Genomic DNA, 19,127 nt, shown 5'->3' with positions numbered 1-19,127 from the left:
CGGATGGCCGACGCGTACGGCCCGCGCAGCTGACGAGAGCGTACGTGGCCGGGCGCGCCTGCCACGTGCGATGCCCCACACCCCCATTGTGTCGCTCTGACGATTACTGGCGTCTAGACTGGGCGCGTGCCTCAACTACGCCTCGCCCTGAATCAGATCGACTCGACCGTCGGTGATCTTGCCGGAAACGCCGAGGCGATCGCCCGTTGGACCCGGCACTCCGCCGAGCAGGGAGCGCATCTGGTGGCGTTCCCGGAGATGGCGCTGACCGGCTATCCCGTCGAGGACCTCGCCCTGCGGTCCTCCTTCGTCGAGGCCTCGCGCGCTGCCCTGAGGGATCTCGCCGCGCGCCTCGCCGCCGAGGGCCTCGGGGAGCTGCCGGTGCTCGTCGGCTACCTCGACCGCTCCGAGACCGCCCAGCCGAAGTACGGACAGCCGGCCGGGGCCCCACAGAACGCCGCGGCGGTGCTGCACCGGGGCGAGGTGGCGCTCACCTTCGCCAAGCACCACCTGCCCAACTACGGCGTCTTCGACGAGTTCCGCTACTTCGTGCCGGGCGACACGATGCCGGTCGTGCGGCTGCACGGCGTCGACATCGCGCTCGCCATCTGCGAGGACCTGTGGCAGGACGGCGGCCGCGTGCCGGCCGCGCGGACCGCGAGGGCGGGCCTGCTGCTCTCGATCAACGCCTCGCCGTACGAGCGCGACAAGGACGACACCCGCCTGGAACTGGTGCGCAAGCGCGCGCAGGAGGCCGGCTGCACCACCGCCTACCTGGCCATGATGGGCGGGCAGGACGAGCTGGTCTTCGACGGGGACTCGATCGTCGTCGCCGCCGACGGCGAGGTGCTCGCGCGGGCGCCGCAGTTCGGCGAGGGGTGCGTGGTCATGGACCTCGACCTGCCGCGGGCGGAGCCGGACGCGCCGACCGGCGTGGTGGACGACGCTCTGCGCATCGACCGTCTGGTGCTGTCCGAGGAGCCGCTGCCGGCATACGAGCCCGAGCTGACCGGCGGATACGCGCAGCGCCTCGACGACGCGGAGGAGGTCTACTCGGCGCTGGTCGTGGGTCTGCGGGCGTACGTGACGAAGAACGGCTTCCGGTCGGTCCTCATCGGTCTGTCCGGCGGTATCGACTCGGCGCTGGTCGCGGCGATCGCATGTGACGCGATCGGCGCGGAGAACGTGTACGGGGTGTCGATGCCGTCGAAGTACTCCTCCGAGCACTCGAAGGGCGACGCGGCGGAGCTGGCGCGGCGGACGGGCCTGCACTTCCGTACCGTCGCCATCGAGCCCATGTTCTCCGCATACATGGACGCGCTGGGCCTCACCGGGCTCGCGGAGGAGAACCTGCAGTCCCGGCTGCGTGGGACGCTGCTGATGGCGATCTCCAACCAGGAGGGGCACATCGTGCTGGCACCCGGCAACAAGTCGGAGCTGGCGGTGGGCTACTCGACGCTGTACGGCGACTCGGTGGGCGCGTACGGACCGATCAAGGACGTGTACAAGACATCGGTCTTCCAGCTGGCGCGGTGGCGGAACCGTGCGGCGCTGGAGCGGGGCCAGACGCCGCCCATCCCGGAGAACTCGATCACGAAGCCGCCGAGCGCGGAACTGCGCCCGGGCCAGGTCGACACCGACTCGCTGCCCGACTACCCGGTGCTGGATGCGATCCTCGACCTCTATGTGGACCGGGACAAGGGCGCCGACGCGATCGTGGCGGCGGGCTTCGAGCGCGAGTTGGTGGTGAAGACCCTGCGCATGGTCGATACCGCGGAGTACAAGCGCCGCCAGTACCCGCCGGGCACGAAGATCTCGGCGAAGGGCTTCGGCAAGGACCGCCGCCTGCCGATCACGAACAGGTGGCGCGAACACGCATGACGCTCGCCGAGGGGCGCCGCCGCACCGGCGGCGCCCCCGTCGAACGGGCGGACCGCGGCGATGAGTTCGGCCGGCAGGCAAAGTCCGCACATGAGGGGGGAGCATATTCTGGTCGAGCGGGCGGAGGCGTGGGAGGCGTGGACGGCCTGCCGCGTCAGCCGTGCACCGTCTCCACCTGCTCCGGAACATGCGTCGCGATCACACGTTCCCGGCCGGTCTGCGGAGCGCCCGGTCGCCGGTCCACCGCGTACGCGACCCCCGCCACCGCAAGACCCAGCACCGCCAGGGCCGCGCCCGCGAGCGCCGGGGACGTGACGCCGGGGCCCGCCGCCAGGGCGAGGCCGCCGATCCAGGCGCCGCCGGCGTTCGCCAGGTTGAAGGCCGCCTGGTTCGCCGAGGATGCGAGGGAGGGGGCGCCGGACGCCTTCTCCATCACCATCAGCTGAAGCGGGGAGCCCGTGATGAAGGCCGAGGTGCCCAGCAGTGTCACCGCCAGGGCGGCGCTCCACTCGGCGCCCATGAGCAGCGGGAACAGCGACAGGACCACGACCATCGAGGTCAGGCCGCCGAACAGGGTGCCCCGCAGCGAGTGGTCAGCGAGCCGGCCGCCCACCAGATTGCCGATGGTCGCGCCCACGCCGAACAGGGCCAGCAGCAGCGTCACGCTCGCGTCCGCGTACCCCGCGGCGTCCGTCAGCATCGGCGTCACATAGCTGTACGCCGAGAACAGCGCGCCGAAGCCCGCCACCGTCGTGCCCAGCGCCAGCCAGACCGGCAGGGAGCGCAGGGCCACCAGTTCTCCCCTCAGGCCGCCGCCTGGGGCATGGGTATGGTCCCGGGGGATCAGCGGGAACAGCGACGCGATCGCCGCCGCGCCGATCACGCTCACCCCCAGGAACGTCGCCCGCCACCCAAGGTCCTGGCCCATCAGCGTGGCCACCGGCACGCCCGCGATGTTGGCGACCGTCAGCCCCAGGAACATCAGCGAGACCGAGCGTGCCTTGCGCTCGGGCGCCGCCAGATGCGTGGCGACCACCGCGCCGACGCCGAAGAAGGCCCGTGCGGCAGACCGCTCAGGAAGCGGGCGGCCAGCAGCCAGTGGTGGCCGGGGGCGAGTGCGGACAGCGCATTGCCCAGCACGAATAGCACCATCAGGCCGATGAGGACGGTGCGGCGGGACATACGGGCCGTGACCGCGGCGAGCAGCGGTGCGCCGATCACCACGCCCAGCGCGTACGCCGAGACCAGGTGCCCGGCGGCGGGGACGGATATGTGGAGGTCGTCCGCGACGTCGGGCAGCAGGCCCATCATCACGAACTCGGTCGTACCGATGCCGAAGGCGCCCACGGCGAGGGCGAGCAGGGCCAGGGGCATGAAGGGCCTTTGCCTTTCAGGAGTTCCGTCACCTTATATGTTCACGTACGGAACAAAGCCTGCCAGGCCCAGTATTCCGGCAGGTTACGACGTGGTGACCTTCACCCGCGCCGCAATGGGCAGATGGTCGCTGCCCGTCCGCGGCAGGGTCCACGAGCTCATCGGCTCCACACCCTTGACCATGATCTGGTCGATCCGCGCCATCGGGAACGACGCCGGCCAGCTGAAGCCGAAGCCGCTGCCCGCCGCGCCCTGCGTGGAACGCATCTGTGAGGTGACGGCCTTGAGCGACCGGTCGTTCATGGTGCCGTTGAGGTCGCCCAGCAGGATCACCCTGTCCAGCTTCTCGTCGGCGATGGCCTCACCGAGCGCGTCCGCGCTGGTGTCCCGCTCCCGCGCGGTGAACCCGGCCGCCAGCTTCACCCGCACCGAAGGCATGTGGGCGACATAGACGGCGACCGGCCCCTGCGGCGTGGCCACCGTCGCCCGCATCGCCCGTGTCCAGCCGAGCTTGATGTCCACGGCCGCGATCCGGCTCAGCGGGTACTTGCTCCACAGGCCGACCGTGCCCTGCACCGAGTGGTACTTGTACGTCGACGCCAGCGCCCGCTCGTACACCGGGACCGCGGACGCGTTCAGCTCCTCCAGGGCCAGCACGTCCGCGCCGGAGGCCGCCACGTCACGGGCGGTGCCGGAGGGGTCGGGGTTGTCCGCGTTGACGTTGTGCGTGGCGACCGCCAGATCGCCGCCGCTGCCGGTCTTGTCACCGAGCAGCCCGCCGAAGAGGTTCAGCCACGCGACGACGGGCAGCACCAGGGCGACCAGCGCGGTCGCCGACCTCCGCACCAGTGCGAGCACCAGCAGCAGCGGGATGAGGACGCCCAGCCAGGGCAGGAACGTCTCGGTGAGACTGCCGAGGTTGCCTATGGTGTTGGGGATCCGCGCGTGCAGCACCAGCACGAGCGCGAGGACGACCGCAACAGCCGCCAGCACCATCCCGCGGCGCCAGATGCCGCGGCCGTCGCGCAGGGCGTCGGACACGTGCCGGAGCCGGGACCCTCTGCGGCCCGGCCCCGTGCCGCCGGTACCCGCCTCCGTCATGTACGCCCGCGCCATACGTCGCCTCACACCTTGCCGTGCACACCGTCGTCCCATGCGGTACCGACCCTAGGGGATGATCGGCTCCGTTCCTGCCGCACCCTGGCGGCCGTTCGCGGACGAAGACGACGAACGCGGCGCGAGGGGTTCCGGATGACGGCACGGGCTGTGCCTTCTGTGACGAGACCCGGACACTGCGGTCAGGAACTGACGGGGCGTAGTCCCTCCATGACCGTGTCGACGATCTTCTCGGCGAGGCCCTCCTCCAGCTTGGCGTCCGGGCGCAGCACGGAACGCACGAGCATGGGGCCGACCAGGATGTCGTTCATCAGCTCGACGTCGACGTCCTCGCGCACTTCGCCGTTCAGCTGTCCGCGGCGCAGGACTTCGAGCCCGAGCCGACGCCGGGGGGCGATGACGGTCGCGTGGTAGGCGGCCCAGATCTTGGGGCTGCTCTTCATCTGCGCGTACACGTTGTGCAGGATCGCCGAGGAGCGGCTGGCCAGCCCGCGCCGGCGCAGCGACTCCAGCAGCACCACGAGGTCCTCACGCATCGAGGTGCCGGGCAGCTCGGGGTCCGGCGGCTCGGTGGCCCGCATCACGTCGACGAAGAGGTCCTCCTTGTTGTTCCACCGACGGTAGATGGTGGCCTTGCCGACGCCGGCGGTACGGGCGATGCGCTCTATGGACAGGTCCGCGAGGGGCACGCCGTCCTCGATGAGCTTCATCACCCCTTCGACGATGGCCCGTTCGACGGCCTCGCTACGGGGGCGCCCCCGCACGGGGCAATCCTGCTGGGTTCGGCTCTCCGCGAGGCTCACATTCGGCTCCGTCCTTGCTGTGCTGGGATGATTCTCCCCGGTGTAGGCATGACCGGACACCCGGCACTCCGCGTGCCCGGCCATGACGTGCCGTCAGTGCTCGGCCGCCACCAACTCCGGCTCCTCCCTGCCGCCCCGCGGCGCGGGCGCCTTGCCGGGCAGGAACAGCGCCACGACGACCACGCCGAGCACCGCCACGCCCGCGCCGCACAGCGCCGTGACATGCATGGCGTGCAGGAAGGCGTCGTCGGCCGGGGACACGAGGGCCCTGCCGTTCGGGCCGAGCTTCGCGGCCACGCCGAGCGTCGCCTCGATCGACTCGCCCGCGGTGTGCCGGACGCCCGACGGGAGGAGGGAGAGCTTGTCCTGGATGCCGTCGCGGTACGTCGCCGACAGGACCGAGCCGAGGACCGCGATGCCGAGCGCACCGCCGACCTGCCGAAAGGTGTTGCTGAGCGCGGACGCGGAGCCCGCCTTCTCGCGGGGCAGCGCCTGCATGATGACGACGCTGGTCGGGGTCATGATGTGCGCCATGCCGGTGCCCATCAGGAAGAAGATGACCTCGAGGATCCAGATCGGGGTGTCCGCCTGCAGGGTGGCGAACGCGGCGAGCATCGCGGCGATGATCACCATGCCGCCGGTGGTCGTGGCCCTGTTGCCGAACCGGTCGACCAGCAGCCGGGCACGCGGCGCGAAGATCATCTGCGCGGCGGCCAGCGGCAGCATGAGCAGACCCGTCTGCAGTGGCGAGTAGCCCCGCACGCTCTGGGTGTAGAAGACGGAGAAGAACGTCACGCCCATCAGCGCGAAAAAGACCAGCGCGATCGCGCCGATGGCGGCGGAGAAGACCTTGTTCTTGAAGTACGTGACGTCTATGGACGGGTGGTCGCTGCGCTTCTCGAACACCACGAAGAGCGCGAGAACGGCGAGACCCGCGGCTATGGTCGCGAGCACCGTGGCGTCGGTGAAGTCGGCGAGCTGGCCGCCCTTGATGATGCCGTAGACGAGCAGGACCAGGCCGACGACGGACAGGACGACGCCGACGGGGTCGACACGGCCGGGGTTGGGGTCGCGGGAGTCGGGGACCAGCCAGACCATCAGGCCCAGGGCGATGATCACGATCGGCACGTTGACGAGGAAGACGGAACCCCACCAGAAGTGGTCGAGGAGCAGACCACCGGTGATCGGTCCTATCGCGATGGCGAGACCGACGCCGCCCGCCCAGATGCCGATGGCCTTGGGCTGCTCGTCGCGCTCGAAGACGTTCATGAGAACGGCGAGCGTGGCGGGCATGACGAAGGCCGCGCCGAGGCCCATGAGCGCGCGGAACACGATGAGCTGAGCGGGCGAACCGGACTCCGCGGCGAGCGCCGACCCCGCACCGAACACGAAGAGACCGGCCAGCAGCGTCTTCTTGCGCCCCACGCGGTCACCCAACAGACCCGCGGTGAACAGCAGCCCGGCGAAGACCAGGGTGTAGGCGTTGATGGCCCACTCCAGCTCGCTCTGGGTGGCACCCAGGCCGGTCGGCGCCGGAGTGGAGATCGTCTTGATGGCGACGTTCAGGATGGAGTTGTCGAGCACCACGATGAGCAGGCTGAGCATCAGCACGCCGAGGATGGCCCATCGACGCCGGTGTACCGCCTCGGGCACGCGCCGTTCTGCAAGGGCAGCTGGGGTAGTCATGGCAGCGAGCGTAGGGGAATTCCGATACGGAACGGTCTCGTATCGAAATACTTTACGGAGACCTTACAGAGAGACCTAGGTCCCAGGTCGGAGCACCCCTCGCGCGGCGCCGCACATCCTGTTTCCCGGGCCCGATCGGGGCGCTCCGGGAGGCTGCCGCCTCCGGCCGGAGGCCTGGCCCGTACCGCGCGGAGGTGAGCCACCTCGCGTCCCCCGCACTAGCCGGGCGTGGCACGAGGTGCCACCATGGGGGTGGTCCGGGGACGCCGTCAGGGCGCCTCGAGATGACAGAAGGAGCGTTGTGATGACGCAGCTTCCGGCTGCCCAGGGGCAGCCCTCTCAGGGTGCGCTCAAGCCCTCCGACAGCAGCAAGGCGCTGTACGGAGGAAAGAGCAACCGCCGCATCACCGTCCGCGACATCACCGCCGCCAAGGAACGCGGCGAGAAGTGGCCCATGCTCACCGCCTACGACGCGATGACCGCGTCCGTCTTCGACGAGGCCGGCATCCCGGTGATGCTCGTCGGCGACTCCGCGGGCAACTGCCACCTCGGGTACGAGACGACGGTACCCGTCACCCTCGACGAGATGACCATGCTGTCGGCGGCGGTCGTACGGGGCACCAAGCGTGCTCTGATCGTCGGCGACCTGCCCTTCGGCTCGTATCAGGAGGGCCCGGTGCAGGCGCTGCGCTCGGCCACCCGCCTGGTGAAGGAGGCCGGCGTCGGCGCGGTGAAGCTGGAGGGCGGCGAGCGCTCGCACGACCAGATCGAGCTGCTGGTGCAGTCCGGCATCCCGGTCATGGCACACATCGGGCTGACCCCGCAGTCGGTCAACGCGATGGGTTACCGCGTGCAGGGCCGTGGCGAGGAGGCCGCCGCGCAGCTGATGCGGGACGCCAAGGCGGTGCAGGACGCGGGCGCGTTCGCGGTCGTGCTCGAGCTGGTCCCGGCGGAGCTGGCCGCGGAGGTCACCCGCACGCTGCACATCCCGACGGTCGGCATCGGCGCGGGCCCCGACACCGACGCACAGGTCCTGGTGTGGACCGACATGCTGGGGCTGACCGGCGGGCGGGTGCCGAAGTTCGTGAAGCAGTACGCGGACCTGCGCCGGGTGATGGGTGACGCGGCGAAGGCGTTCGCGGAGGACGTGACGGGCGGGACGTTCCCGCTGGAGGAGCACTCGGTGCACTGAGACACCGCCGGTGCGATGATCGACCTGCTGCGGACCGTTTTCAGGCCGGTCACGCAGTTCCCGCGCCCCCGCCCGGGGCGCTCGACAGCCCGCCGATCTTCCCCCGTCGGCGGGCTGTCGGCGTCCTGTAGGGGGCGCGGCGCGGCTGTCGGCGGCCTGTAGGCGGTTTGTCGGTGCCGACTGGCACCGTGGTCGGCATGACGCGAATCGACAACAAGCCCAGCGACGCCGCACCGGACGCGGCCGTCACCGTACGGGGGCTGGTCAAGCACTACGGCGAGACCAGGGCACTGGACGGTGTCGATCTCGACGTGCGCGAGGGCACCGTCCTCGGCGTGCTCGGTCCGAACGGCGCGGGCAAGACCACCCTGGTCCGCTGCCTGTCCACCCTCATCACCCCGGACGCCGGCCATGCGACGGTCGCCGGCTACGACGTCGTCCGGCAGCCGCGGCAGACGCGGCGCGTGATCGGCCTCACCGGCCAGTACGCCTCGGTCGACGAGAAGCTCTCCGGGTTCGAGAACCTGTACATGATCGGCCGGCTCCTCGACCTGCCCCGCAAGGAGGCCCGGGCCCGGGCCGACGGTCTCCTGGAGCGGTTCTCGCTCACGGAGGCGGCCAAGCGCCCGGCCTCCACGTACTCCGGCGGTATGCGGCGCCGCCTGGACCTCGCCGCCTCCATGATCGGCCACCCGGCCGTCCTCTATCTCGACGAGCCGACCACCGGCCTCGACCCGCGCACCCGCAACGAGGTGTGGACCGAGGTCAAGCGGATGGTCGCCGAGGGCGCCACCGTGCTGCTCACCACCCAGTACATGGAGGAGGCCGAGCAGCTGGCCTCCGAGCTGACCGTCATCGACCGCGGCAAGGTCATCGCGGGCGGCCGTATCGACGAGCTGAAGGCGCGGGTCGGCGGCCGTACGCTGCGCATCCGCCCGGCCGACCCCCGCGAGCTGCACCCGACCGCCGCGGCACTCGACGAGTTCGGCCTGACCGGCCCCGGCAGCGCGACCGTGGACAGCGAGACCGGCACCGTCCTCGTGCCCGTCCTCAGCGACGAACAGCTGACCGCGGTCGTCGGCGCGGTCACCGCCCGCGGCATCACGCTCGCCGGCATCGCCACCGAACTGCCCAGCCTGGACGAGGTGTTCCTGTCGCTCACCGGCCGCAGGGCCGGTGCCCCGCAGGATTCTTCCACCGCCCGTGAAGAGGTCGCCGTATGAGCTCCCGCCCGTCGCCCACCGCCACCCTGGACGAGGCGCTCCGCGCCGCCCCCTCGAGCACGACCGGTTCTCCCCTGGTTCCCGTCGAGGGCCGCATCGGACTGCGCGCCAATCTGCGCCACATCGGCGCCCTGGTCCGCCGCAACCTGCTGTGGATCCGGCAGGACCCGGAGTCGATGTTCGACGCGATCCTCATGCCGATCGTCTTCACCCTGCTGTTCGTGTTCGTCTTCGGCGGCGCGATCGCGGGCACCCACAACCGGGATGCCTACGTCAACTACGTGGTCCCCGGCCTGATGGCGATGATGGGCATGAACATCGCCATGGGTGTCGGGACCGGCTTCAACCAGGACTTCCAGACGGGCGTCATGGACCGCTTCCGGTCCTTGCCGATCGCCCGCTTCTCCGTCCTGATCGCCAAGATCACGGTGGAGATCGGCCGCATGCTGGTCGCCACCGCGGTGCTCCTCACGGTCGGTTTCGCCCTCGGCCTGTCCGTGGCGAACGTGCCGGGGCTGTTCGCCGCCATCGGCCTGTCGATGGTGTTCGGCTTCGGCATCATGTGGATCTTCCTGACCATGGGCGTCGTGATGAAGAACGCCCAGGCCATCCAAGCGATGGGGTTCCTCGTGCTGATGCCTCTGCAGTTCGGCTCGTCCATCTTCGCGCCCACGAACACCATGCCCGGCTGGCTCCAGGCCTTCACCGACTACAACCCACTGTCGTCGCTGGCGGACGCCGCCCGCGGCCTGATGAACGGCGGACAGCCCATCGGCCACGACGTGCTGGTGACGGTGCTCTGGTCGGTCGTCCTGACCGCGGTCATGGCCCCGGTCGCCATCCGCAAGTTCACCACCAAGGCCTGACTTCCGCGGCACGGGAATCAGGACCGCGTCACACGAGGGTGACGGCCTCCTCGAGGGAGAGGCCGTCACCCTCCGCGTACCCGGCCTCGTACGCCGCGTCGCCCAGCAGGGCCCGGACGCGCGCCTCCGCCTCGGCGCGGATCTCCTGCTCCGACGGGGCCCGGAAGTGACCGGGGGGCAGCAGCCGGTCGGCGGCACCCAGGCACCGGGCCGCGTCCCGGGCGCGTCGCCCGCCGTCGAGGCCGGCGAGCACGACCGCCCCGATGCACAGGTGCACGGACGGAAGGTGCGGCGCCACCACCCGGGTCATCCGGTCCGAGGCCCGCACGAGGGCGGTGCGCACCTTCGCCGCGGCCTCGTCGTACCGCTCCTCGATCGTGTCCAGCCAGGCCTCCAGGCCGAGCACGATGCCGTCGAAGACCACGAAGCCCACGGCCCCGAAGTCACGGCGCAACAGCTCCAGTTGCTCACGGGCCTCGGCGACCCGCTCGGTGCGCCCGAGCCACATCGTCAGGAAGAGCCGGGCGGCGGGCATGGCATCGCTGGACGAGCCGTGGCTGTCCTCGACGACCCGGCGCAGCAGCCGCTCGCCCCGCTCGGTCTCCCCCGCGTCCAGCAGCACGCTGCCGAGCCGGGCGTCGAGGACGGCCATCTGGGTGCGGGCTCCGAGCCGTTCGGCGTACGCACGGGCCGCCTCGAAGTCGGCGGCGGCGAGGAGGAGGTCGCCGCGGCGTTCATGGGCCTCACCGCGGGCGGACAGGGCCTCGGCCGCACCCCAGGCGTCGTCGATCCGACGGAAGATCTCCAGTGCCTCCTCGGCGTCCCGGGTCGCGTCTCCCGCCCAGGTGCTGCGGTTGGCGAGGATGTTGGCCCGCATCTGGAGGGTCTGGCCCAGCTCCCAGGTGTAGCCGAGCTCGCGGCAGGTGCGCACGGACTCGTCGATGACCGCTCGCATGCGGTCGAGGTCGGCGGTGAACAGAACGGCGAAGAACCAGAGGAATCCGGGCATCCGGCAGGTCTGCGGCTGGCCCGGCCGGTAGGTCTCGCTAATGACCCTCAGCTTCTCCTTGGCCTGCGGCGTCTCCCACGCCTTGTGATCCATGTCCATGCAGGCGAGGTGGACGAGATGAGCACCGCGCCGGGCCTCCTCGAGGATCTCCGGGCGCATCGGCGGCGGGCTGTCGGTGCATGTCTCGGCAATGTCCGGCACCGGCCGGGCAGGGGCCGTGAAGGGATCGGGGCCGAGGGCGATGACCGCGGTGGACCAGGTGCGGGCCTCGGTGCGCTGATCGTGCATCTGCCAGTACCAGGCCAGGGAGAGGAGCAGGCAGAGCGCCTCGTGCTCGTCGCGGGTCGCTACGGCGCGGCGCAGGGCGGTGCGCAGGTTCTCGTACTCCAGCTCCAGCCGGTCGATCGCGGCGCCCTGACCCGATGCGCGCAGCAACGGGTCGGTGGTGCGGACCAGTTCGCGGTAGTACGTGAGGTGGGCGCGCTCGGCGTCGGCCCGCTCGCCGGACTCCTCGAGCCGCTCGCCCGCGTACTCGGCGACGGTCTCCAGGAGCCGGTAACGCATCTCCCCGTCGCCCGAGGGCGCGGCCACCACCAGGGACTTGTCGACGAGGGAGCCGAGCGCCTCCAGCGCGATGGGCCCGCACACGGCCTCGGCCGCGGTGAGGTCGCAGCCACCGGAGAAGACGGACAGCCGGCGCAGCACCGTGCGCTCGTCCGTGTCGAGGAGGTCCCAGGACCAGTCGACGACGGCCCGCAGGGTCTGCTGCCGTGGCAGCACGGTGCGACTGCCGGAGGTGAGCAGCCGGAAGCGGTCGTCGAGCCGGTCGGCGATCTGGCGCGGCGACAGCATCCGCAGCCGGGCGGCCGCCAGTTCGATGGCGAGCGGCAGTCCGTCCAGGCGGCGGCAGATCTCTGCCGCGGCCTCGGGGTCGTCCTCGATGCGGAAGCCGGGCCGGGCGGCGGCGCCGCGGTCGGCGAGCAGCTTCAGCGCGTACGGCTGCGGCAGCGGTTCCACCGGCCGCAGCGACTCCCCCGGTACGCCGAGGGGCTCCCGGCTGGTGGCGAGGACCGTAAGACCGGGGCTGTGCTGGAGGAGGTGTTCGACCAGCCGGGCGGCGGCGTCCACGACGTGCTCGCAGTTGTCGAGGATGAGCAGCATGCGGCGCCGCGCGCAGTGCTCGGCGAGCCGGACGAGGGGGTCGTCGTGCCGTTCGGCGGCGGCGCGCATCTCCTCGGCACCGGCACCGCGCAGCACGGTCTCGCGTGCCCCGACGGCGGTGAGCACTGCCTCGGGAACGGCCTGAGGGTCGTCCACCGGCGCCAGCTCGGCCAGCCACACCCCGTCCGGCACCAGGTGCGCCACGGCCTCGGCGGCCTCCTGCGACAGCCGGGTCTTCCCGGCTCCGCCGGGCCCGAGCAGGGTGACGAGCCGGGCGCCGGCGAGGTCGTCCCGCAGGGTGTCGATGTCGGCGTCCCGCCCGACGAAGGAGGTGAGGCGGGCGCGGAGGTTGCCGGGGTGCGCGGGTGCGGGAAGGGCGCCCTCCGGTTCGGCGGTGCGGGCGTGCGGCAGGGCACGGGACGGCACCGCCTCCTGGCTCCGCAGCAACTCTCCGTGGAGGGACCGCAGTTCCGGTCCCGGGTCGGAGCCCAGGCGGTCCGCGAGCAGGCGCCGTACGTCCTCGTACGCGGCCAGTGCCTCCGCCGTGCGGCCCGCGTCGCGCAGTGCGCGCAGGCGCAGCGCCTGGAGGGGCTCGTCCAGCGGATGGAGGTCGCACAGGGCGGTCAGCTCGGGCAGGTGCTGCTCGCCGTGCCCGAGGGCGAGGGCCGCGGCCAGGCGGGCGCGGCGCACGTCGAGGCGGCGGGTCTCCCAGCGGGCCGCCTCGGCCGTGCGGTCCGGGAGGTCGGCGAGGGCGGGTCCGTGCCACAGGGCGAGGGCGTCGTCGAGGACGACCGCCGCCTTCGCCGGGTCGCCATCGGCCAGAGCGGCCAGGCCCTCCGCGGCGAGCCGCTCGAAATGGTGGAGGTCGACGTCGTCCGGCGCCGCGGCCAGCCGGTAGCCGCCGTCCACGGACTCGACCGTGTCCGCCCCGAGTGTCCGGCGCAGTCGCCCCACCAGCGCCTGCAGGGCGCCGGTGGCGTCGGCGGGCAGGTCGTCGTCCCACACCTCGTCGACGAGGAGGACGGCGGGGACGGCCCGGCCGGGCCGCAGGGCGAGCACGGTGAGCAGGGCACGCAGCCGTGCCCCGCCGACCGGGACGGGGCTGCCGTCGGTGCGAAGTGCCTGGGTGGTGCCGAGAATGCGATAGCGCACGGGGTCCATTGTCTCCGGGGCCGCCGGGGGGCCGCCTCCGGGTTTCAGACCCGTATGAAGCGCAAGGAGTCGAGGAGCAGGGTCCGGTCGGCGACGGGGATCTCGATCTGGTCGCCGGACGCACCGGACCCTTCGTGCGGGCACTCGCCGTCCACAGGACGGGTCAGCAGGGTCCGGCTGGACTCGACCCGGTCGCCGGCGATCGTCATGGCCACCTCCTCGGTCGACTCGATGACAGCCTGCCGAGCAGGAACCCGGGGTCGTCCGCAGGACGTTCTTCCCCCGTCACCGGTACGGTCGACCCGCCACTGCTGCCACCCGATGCTCTCAGGAGTCCCATGACCACCGCCGCCACCCGCCACAGCGACCGGAGGGTCAGCCCCGTCTTCGTCGGGATCCTGGCCGTGACGGCGGTCACCGGATGGGCCACCTGGAGCGGTTTCGCCGCGCAGCCCGGGGTGGCCGTGTTCCTGTTCGTGACGGCCGCCTGGATCGTGTCGTTGTGTCTGCACGAGTACGCGCACGCGCGCACCGCCCTGCACAGCGGCGACATCTCGGTCGGAGCGAAGGGCTATCTCACCCTCAATCCGCTGAAGTACACACACGCGCTGCTGAGCATCGTGCTGCCGGTGATCTTCGTGATCATGGGCGGGATCGGCCTGCCGGGCGGTGCGGTGTTCATCGAGCGGGGCCGCATCCGGGGGCGCTGGCGGCACAGCCTGATCTCCGCGGCGGGCCCGCTGACGAACGTCCTGTTCGCGCTCGTGTGCACGGCCCCGTTCTGGCTGCATGCGCTGGACGGCGTGCCGCAGGACTTCCGGTTCGCCCTGGCCTTCCTGGCACTGCTGCAGGTGACGGCAGCGATCCTGAACTTCCTGCCGGTGCCGGGCCTGGACGGCTACGGAGTCATCGAGCCCTGGCTGTCGTACAACGTCAAGCGGCAGGTGGAGCCCTTCGCGCCGTTCGGCCTGCTGTTCGTGTTCGCGCTGCTGTGGGTCCCGTCGGTCAACAACGTCTTCTTCGACGCGATCGACTCGATCCTGCGCGGCATGGGCATCGAGGACTTCGACCGCTACTGCGGCCAGGAGCTCTACCGCTTCTGGCAGGGCACCAACGAGTTCTGCCAGGTCAGTCGCTGACCGAGCGGCTCCGGGCGGCCTTGCCGCGCCGCAGGTAGTACCAGGCCATGTTGGACGAAAGACCCGCGAGCAGCACCCAGACGATCCCCAGCCAGCTGCCCTCGGCGAAGGAGACGACGGCCGCCGCGACGGAGAGGATGCACACGGCGAGGGTGTAGAGGGCGAGGCGGGGCATGGGGTCGGCTCCTGACGGACGGACGGCGTGGTCGTACGGCGTCCAGTCTCCCCCATGCCCGTGCGCCCACTACACGTCGGTCACTCTCAGGCCGGCGTGTGCCTTGTACCGCCGGTTGACGGAGATCAGGTTCGCCACGAGGGACTCGACCTGATGGGCGTTGCGCAGCCGGCCCGCGAAGATCCCGCGCATGCCGGGGATGCGTCCGGCGAGGGCCTGGACGATCTCCACGTCGGCGCGCTCTTCGCCGAGGACCATGACGTCGGTGTCGATCTGCTCGACCTCGGGGTCCTGCAGGAGCACGGCGGACAGATGGTGGAAGGCGGCGGTGACCCGCGAGTCCGGCAGCAGCGCGGCGGCCTGCTCGGCGGCGCTGCCCTCCTCCGGCTTGAGCGCGTACGCGCCCTTCTTGTCGAAGCCGAGCGGATTGACGCAGTCGACGACGAGCTTGCCGGCCAGCACCTCGCGCAGGAACTCGAGCGTCTTCCCGTGGCCCTCCCACGGCACGGCGACGATCACGACGTCGCTGCGCCGGGAGGCCTCGGCGTTGTCGGCGCCCTCGACGCCGTGGCCGATCTCCTCGGCGGCGGCCTGGGCGCGCTCCGCGGCGCGCGAGCCGATGATCACCTTCTGGCCGGCCCGGGCGAGCCGGTAGGCCAGGCCCTTGCCCTGCGGCCCGGTACCGCCGAGCACGCCGACGACGAGCCCGGAGACGTCGGGAAGGTCCCAGGGGTCCTTGGCGGCGGCGTTGGGTGCACTGTCGGTAGAGGTCATGAGCCGACTCTACGTGCGCAGCCGCCCCGCCCGCCGCTCAGGTGAGAGCCGTTACAGGGACACGGCGGAAGGTGATCGTCTCGTACGCGCCGAAGTCGCCCGTCTCGTAGAGCAGGCCGACGGTCTCGGCGTCGACGCGTACGAGGTCGGAGTAGGCAGCGGGCAGCCCGTCGACGGTGTATGCGGACCGCCAGGTGACACCGGCGTCGGTGGAGACGCGCACGGTCATCAGGGCCCGGGAGGCGGGGTCCGCGGGTCCGGAGAAGAGCAGCAGGTCGGGCGCGCGGAGCTGGAGGACGCTGCCTTGGCAGACGGGTGCGACGAGCCCGGCCTGCGGGCGGAAGGGCCTGACCAGGGTCCGGCCGCCGTCCTCCGAGTGGGCGTCGGCACGGCGGCCCGGTGACCGGGAGTCGGTGCGGGTGTTGAAGTAGACGCGCCCGTCGGGGAGTTCGGCGGCGGAGGTCTCGTTGACGTTGATGTAGCCGTCCGTGCTCTCGTCGAGGTAGCCGAGGTACCAGTTCTCGCCGCGGTCGTCGCTGAGCAGGCAGTGGCCGGTGTAGTGCTTCGGCTCGGCGCCGGTGTCGGTGCCCGCGGGCGGGAGGCTGTGGTTGCCGGGCACGACGACCCGGCCGGTGCTCAGCTGGAGGCCGTGACCGGGGGTGGTGGCGTACCACCGCCAGTCCTCCTTCTTCACCTGCGCGGTGATCTCGCGCGGCGCGGACCAGGTGAGCCCGTCGTCGTCGCTGTGCTGCACCCAGACGCGGCGCCCGTCGGCTGTGTCGACCTCGCCGCGCAGGACGGCGCCCTCGGTGGCGCCGCCCGCCGCCCGGACGTGAACGAGCAGGACGCGACCGGTGTCCAGGACGACCGGGGCGGGGTTGCCGGCGAGGTCGGAGCCGTTGCGGGCGACGGTCAGCTGCGGGCCCCAGCTGCGGCCGCCGTCCGTGGACCGCCGCAGCACGATGTCGATGTGCCCGTGGTCGGCGGCCGAGGTCACTCGTCCCTCGCAGAACGCGAGGAGGGTACCGGTGCCGGTGGTGACGACGGCTGGGATCCGGTAACTGGCGTAGCCTTCGCGGCCTGCGCGGAAGGGGACGGAGGCTTCGGTCATGGGGGCTCCTCGGCCGGTCTTTCGTGGTTCGTCCATCAGGTCCTGTGCCCGATGGCGGGGCTCCCTGCCCGCGTCGGGCGAATTCAGGGTGAACTCGGGGTCACGAGTGGCCGGTTGCGGCAGGATGTTTCCGTATGGATGCCGTACGGGTCGCCTTGCTGCGGGAAGTGCTCGCCGGGACCGAGTGGCTGGGCGCCACGCGGCAGTTCGCGGGGACCCTGCGAGGATCCGTGGTGTCGTACGGGGGCGGGCTGCTGCTCGTGGGCACCGAGGAGTACGAGCCCTGGCATCTGGCGGCCCATCTGGTCGACGAGGCGGCCTGGTCGGGGACGCCGGAGCTGTCCCCGACGCTGGTGCGACACGCGGCGCGGGCCACGGATCCGGCACATCTGGCCGTGGGGCTAGGACGGCTGTCGGCGGCACGGCGCGGTGAGACGCTGCTGGTGGTGTCGCCCGCCGGTCCAGGGTCCGGGCTCCTGGAGCGGGTCCACGACGCGCGCCGGGCCGGGGCGACGGTCCTGGCGCTGGACACCGGGGACCGCGATCTCGCGGCCATGGCCCACGAGTCACTGGCGGTGCCGCAGGACACGGACCTCGACCTGGACACGGTGCAGCACCTGGTGAGCGCCGCGGCCGGGGAGAACTCGCTGCCGGCCCCCCGCGGACGCCGGCGCCTGCGGGACCGCCTGTCCCGCCTGGCCGATCAGCTGACGTCGCCACCGCCGCCGCGGTGGTGAGCGCCGGGAAAAGCGGTTGCCCCGGGCGCCGGGTCCGCTGAGCATGGCCCGTCGTGACCGACGACGCCCCCGCTCCGCCCGTGTCAGCACCGCCGCCGTCCGCGGCCTCCGCGGGCGAGGCCGCCGGCCCCGCCGGCCTCTCGAGGCCGCGCGCCCTGCTCCCCGATCTCGCGCCCTGGCACGCGTCGGCGGACTTCCGCAGGCTGTGGCTGGCCGGGCTGATCAGCAACTTCGGCACCTTCCTCACCTTCGTCGCGGTGCCGGTGCAGGTGAAGGACCTCACCGGCTCGGCGGCGGCCGTGGGCGCGATCGGTGCCGTCGAGCTCGTACCGCTGATCGTCTTCGGTCTCTACGGCGGCGCGCTCGCGGACGCTCATGACAAGCGGAAGCTGATCCTCTCCACCGAGGCTGGGCAGGGGCTGCTGTCCGCGGTGCTGCTGCTGAACGCGCTGCTGCCGGAGCCCGCCGTCTGGCCCCTGTACCTCGTCGCGGCCCTCGCCTCCGCCCTCGGCGCCCTCCAGCGCCCCGCGCTCGACTCCCTCATCCCGCGGATCGTCGCGCACGAGCACCTCCCGGCCGCCGCCTTGCTCAATTCGCTGCGCTGGACCGTCGGCGGGGTCGCGGGCCCGGCGCTGGCGGGCGTGGTCGTCGCCTACGCCGGGCTCGGCGCGGCCTACGGGGCCGACGTCCTGACCTTCGTGGTGTCGGTCGTTCTGTGCCTGCGGCTGGCCGCGTCACCCGCCGCCCTCCCCCACTCTCGACTTCGCTCGAGCGGGGAGACCCCCATGGCGGCCAAGCCGTCGCTGCGGTCGATCGCGCAGGGCGCGCGCTATGCGTGGAGCCGCAAGGAGCTCCTGGGGACGTATGTCGTCGACCTCGCCGCGATGTTCTTCGCGATGCCGCTGGCGGTGCTGCCCTTCCTCGCGGACGAACTGCACGCCGAGTGGTCGCTGGGACTGCTGTACGCGGCCGTGCCGGCCGGATCGCTGCTGGTGTCGCTGACCGGCGGCTGGACGTCACGGATCCACCGGCACGGCCGGGCGGTGGTCCTCGCGGCGGCCGGATGGGGGCTCGCGATCGCGGCGGCGGGCATCGCGCGGAACGTCTGGCTGGTGCTGTTCTTCCTGGCCCTGGCGGGCGGTTTCGACATGGTCAGCGGAATCTTCCGGGGAGCGATGTGGAACCAGACGATCCCCGACGAGCTGCGTGGTCGCCTGGCCGGCATCGAGCTGCTGTCGTACTCGGTGGGTCCGCAGCTGGGCCAGGTGCGCTCGGGTGGCATGGCGGCGTGGCGAGGCGTGCGTACGTCGGTCTGGTCGGGCGGCCTGCTGTGTACGGCCGCGGTGGCCCTGCTGGCCCTGCGTCTCCCGGGCCTGATGCGCTACGACGTCCGCACGAACGAGCACGCGGTGCGGCTGAGGGCCGGGCGGACGGGAACGGCGGGCTGAGGGCCTCCCCGCCCGCGCCGTCCGCCCGGACCGCTCGGTCGTCTCAGTCGTCCTCCCGCTCCCCCGCGGGCGCGTCGTGCCACCGGGGATCCGTCTCCCACTCCTCGTTCCGCTCGCGCGCGATCTCCATCGCGTGCTGCGCCTCCTCACGGGACGCGTACGGCCCGAAGCGGTCCTTCGCGGGGCACTCCGGTCCCTCCTCGACCTTGCGGTGGACCAGGCAGTAGTACCACTCGCCCGGCTTCCCGGCCGTCCGCTTCTTGAACAGCGCCATCGCAGG

The 19,127-nt window shown here is 71.8% G+C and carries 15 protein-coding genes and 2 pseudogenes; 7 read left to right on the top strand and 10 right to left on the bottom strand.

What is annotated here, in order from left to right; all coding sequences use genetic code 11:
- Positions 1-126 precede the first annotated feature (126 nt).
- Positions 127-1,881 (top strand): NAD+ synthase, encoded by a 1,755-nt coding sequence (locus tag VXC91_RS17105; protein WP_329508120.1) that lies wholly within the window; start codon positions 127-129, stop codon positions 1,879-1,881.
- Positions 1,882-2,035: 154 nt separating this feature from the next.
- Here VXC91_RS17105 and VXC91_RS17100 read toward each other — a convergent pair.
- The 4 genes and pseudogenes from VXC91_RS17100 to VXC91_RS17085 all read right to left on the bottom strand — a co-directional run bounded on the left by VXC91_RS17100 (position 2,036) and on the right by VXC91_RS17085 (position 6,860).
- Positions 2,036-3,255: pseudogene (locus tag VXC91_RS17100) on the bottom strand (MFS transporter).
- Positions 3,256-3,339: 84 nt separating this feature from the next.
- Positions 3,340-4,297: pseudogene (locus VXC91_RS17095) on the bottom strand (endonuclease/exonuclease/phosphatase family protein); the annotation flags it as partial.
- Between the two features lie 256 nt (positions 4,298-4,553).
- The gene (locus VXC91_RS17090; RefSeq protein WP_329508118.1) at positions 4,554-5,174 is read right to left on the bottom strand and encodes a TetR/AcrR family transcriptional regulator; all 621 of its coding nucleotides are present in this window, start codon (positions 5,172-5,174) and stop codon (positions 4,554-4,556) included.
- A gap of 93 nt (positions 5,175-5,267) precedes the next feature.
- The gene (locus tag VXC91_RS17085) at positions 5,268-6,860 is read right to left on the bottom strand and encodes an MFS transporter (protein ID WP_329508117.1); all 1,593 of its coding nucleotides are present in this window, start codon (positions 6,858-6,860) and stop codon (positions 5,268-5,270) included.
- Between the two features lie 304 nt (positions 6,861-7,164).
- On the opposite strand from VXC91_RS17085, the gene panB reads away from it, so the two are divergent.
- The 3 genes from panB (at position 7,165) to VXC91_RS17070 (ending at position 10,141) form a co-directional block, all read left to right on the top strand.
- The gene (panB, locus tag VXC91_RS17080) at positions 7,165-8,052 is read left to right on the top strand and encodes a 3-methyl-2-oxobutanoate hydroxymethyltransferase (protein WP_329508116.1); all 888 of its coding nucleotides are present in this window, start codon (positions 7,165-7,167) and stop codon (positions 8,050-8,052) included.
- Between the two features lie 197 nt (positions 8,053-8,249).
- Positions 8,250-9,275, top strand: a complete 1,026-nt coding sequence (locus VXC91_RS17075) for an ATP-binding cassette domain-containing protein (protein WP_329508115.1) — start codon at positions 8,250-8,252, stop codon at positions 9,273-9,275.
- Entirely contained in the window at positions 9,272-10,141 is an 870-nt protein-coding gene (locus tag VXC91_RS17070) for an ABC transporter permease (protein WP_329508114.1), read from the top strand. The genes VXC91_RS17075 and VXC91_RS17070 overlap by 4 nt, the downstream gene beginning before the upstream one ends.
- A gap of 28 nt (positions 10,142-10,169) precedes the next feature.
- Here the strand turns inward: VXC91_RS17070 and VXC91_RS17065 are convergent, their stop codons facing one another.
- Positions 10,170-13,472, bottom strand: coding sequence for a BTAD domain-containing putative transcriptional regulator (locus tag VXC91_RS17065; RefSeq protein ID WP_329508113.1), 3,303 nt, complete (start codon positions 13,470-13,472; stop codon positions 10,170-10,172).
- 35 nt (positions 13,473-13,507) lie between these two features.
- A complete protein-coding gene (locus VXC91_RS17060) occupies positions 13,508-13,672 on the bottom strand; it encodes a hypothetical protein (protein ID WP_329508112.1) in 165 nt (54 codons plus the stop codon).
- 129 nt (positions 13,673-13,801) lie between these two features.
- Between VXC91_RS17060 and VXC91_RS17055 the strand changes: the two genes are divergently transcribed.
- Positions 13,802-14,602 (top strand): site-2 protease family protein, encoded by an 801-nt coding sequence (locus VXC91_RS17055; RefSeq protein WP_329508111.1) that lies wholly within the window; start codon positions 13,802-13,804, stop codon positions 14,600-14,602.
- Here the strand turns inward: VXC91_RS17055 and VXC91_RS17050 are convergent.
- From VXC91_RS17050 to VXC91_RS17040, 3 genes are all read right to left on the bottom strand, one after another.
- On the bottom strand, positions 14,592-14,777 hold the full coding sequence (locus VXC91_RS17050; RefSeq protein ID WP_329508110.1) for a hypothetical protein: 186 nt from the start codon (positions 14,775-14,777) through the stop codon (positions 14,592-14,594). The two genes, VXC91_RS17055 and VXC91_RS17050, sit on opposite strands and share 11 nt — an antisense overlap.
- Before the next feature lie 69 nt (positions 14,778-14,846).
- Positions 14,847-15,551, bottom strand: a complete 705-nt coding sequence (gene npdG, locus VXC91_RS17045; protein ID WP_329508109.1) for an NADPH-dependent F420 reductase — start codon at positions 15,549-15,551, stop codon at positions 14,847-14,849.
- Positions 15,552-15,588: 37 nt separating this feature from the next.
- Complete coding sequence (locus VXC91_RS17040) at positions 15,589-16,662, bottom strand: sialidase family protein (RefSeq protein WP_329508108.1); 1,074 nt, start codon at positions 16,660-16,662, stop codon at positions 15,589-15,591.
- Between the two features lie 134 nt (positions 16,663-16,796).
- Here VXC91_RS17040 and VXC91_RS17035 point away from each other — a divergent pair, with 134 nt between their 5' ends.
- Together VXC91_RS17035 and VXC91_RS17030 are read left to right on the top strand one after the other, a co-directional pair.
- On the top strand, positions 16,797-17,399 hold the full coding sequence (locus VXC91_RS17035; protein WP_329508107.1) for a MurR/RpiR family transcriptional regulator: 603 nt from the start codon (positions 16,797-16,799) through the stop codon (positions 17,397-17,399).
- A 53-nt stretch (positions 17,400-17,452) separates the two neighbouring features.
- The gene (locus VXC91_RS17030; protein WP_408057399.1) at positions 17,453-18,847 is read left to right on the top strand and encodes an MFS transporter; all 1,395 of its coding nucleotides are present in this window, start codon (positions 17,453-17,455) and stop codon (positions 18,845-18,847) included.
- A gap of 43 nt (positions 18,848-18,890) precedes the next feature.
- On the opposite strand, the gene VXC91_RS17025 is transcribed toward VXC91_RS17030, so the two are convergent.
- Positions 18,891-19,121 carry a hypothetical protein gene (locus VXC91_RS17025; protein ID WP_329508106.1) on the bottom strand — a complete coding sequence of 77 codons (231 nt, stop codon included), beginning with the start codon at positions 19,119-19,121 and terminating at the stop codon, positions 18,891-18,893.
- Between the last annotated feature and the right edge of the window lie 6 nt (positions 19,122-19,127).

This window comes from Streptomyces chiangmaiensis, from assembly GCF_036281785.1.
Lineage (GTDB): Bacteria > Actinomycetota > Actinomycetes > Streptomycetales > Streptomycetaceae > Streptomyces > Streptomyces chiangmaiensis.
Note: the sequence above shows the minus strand (reverse complement) of the source record. Positions and strands in the feature narration are given on the sequence as shown.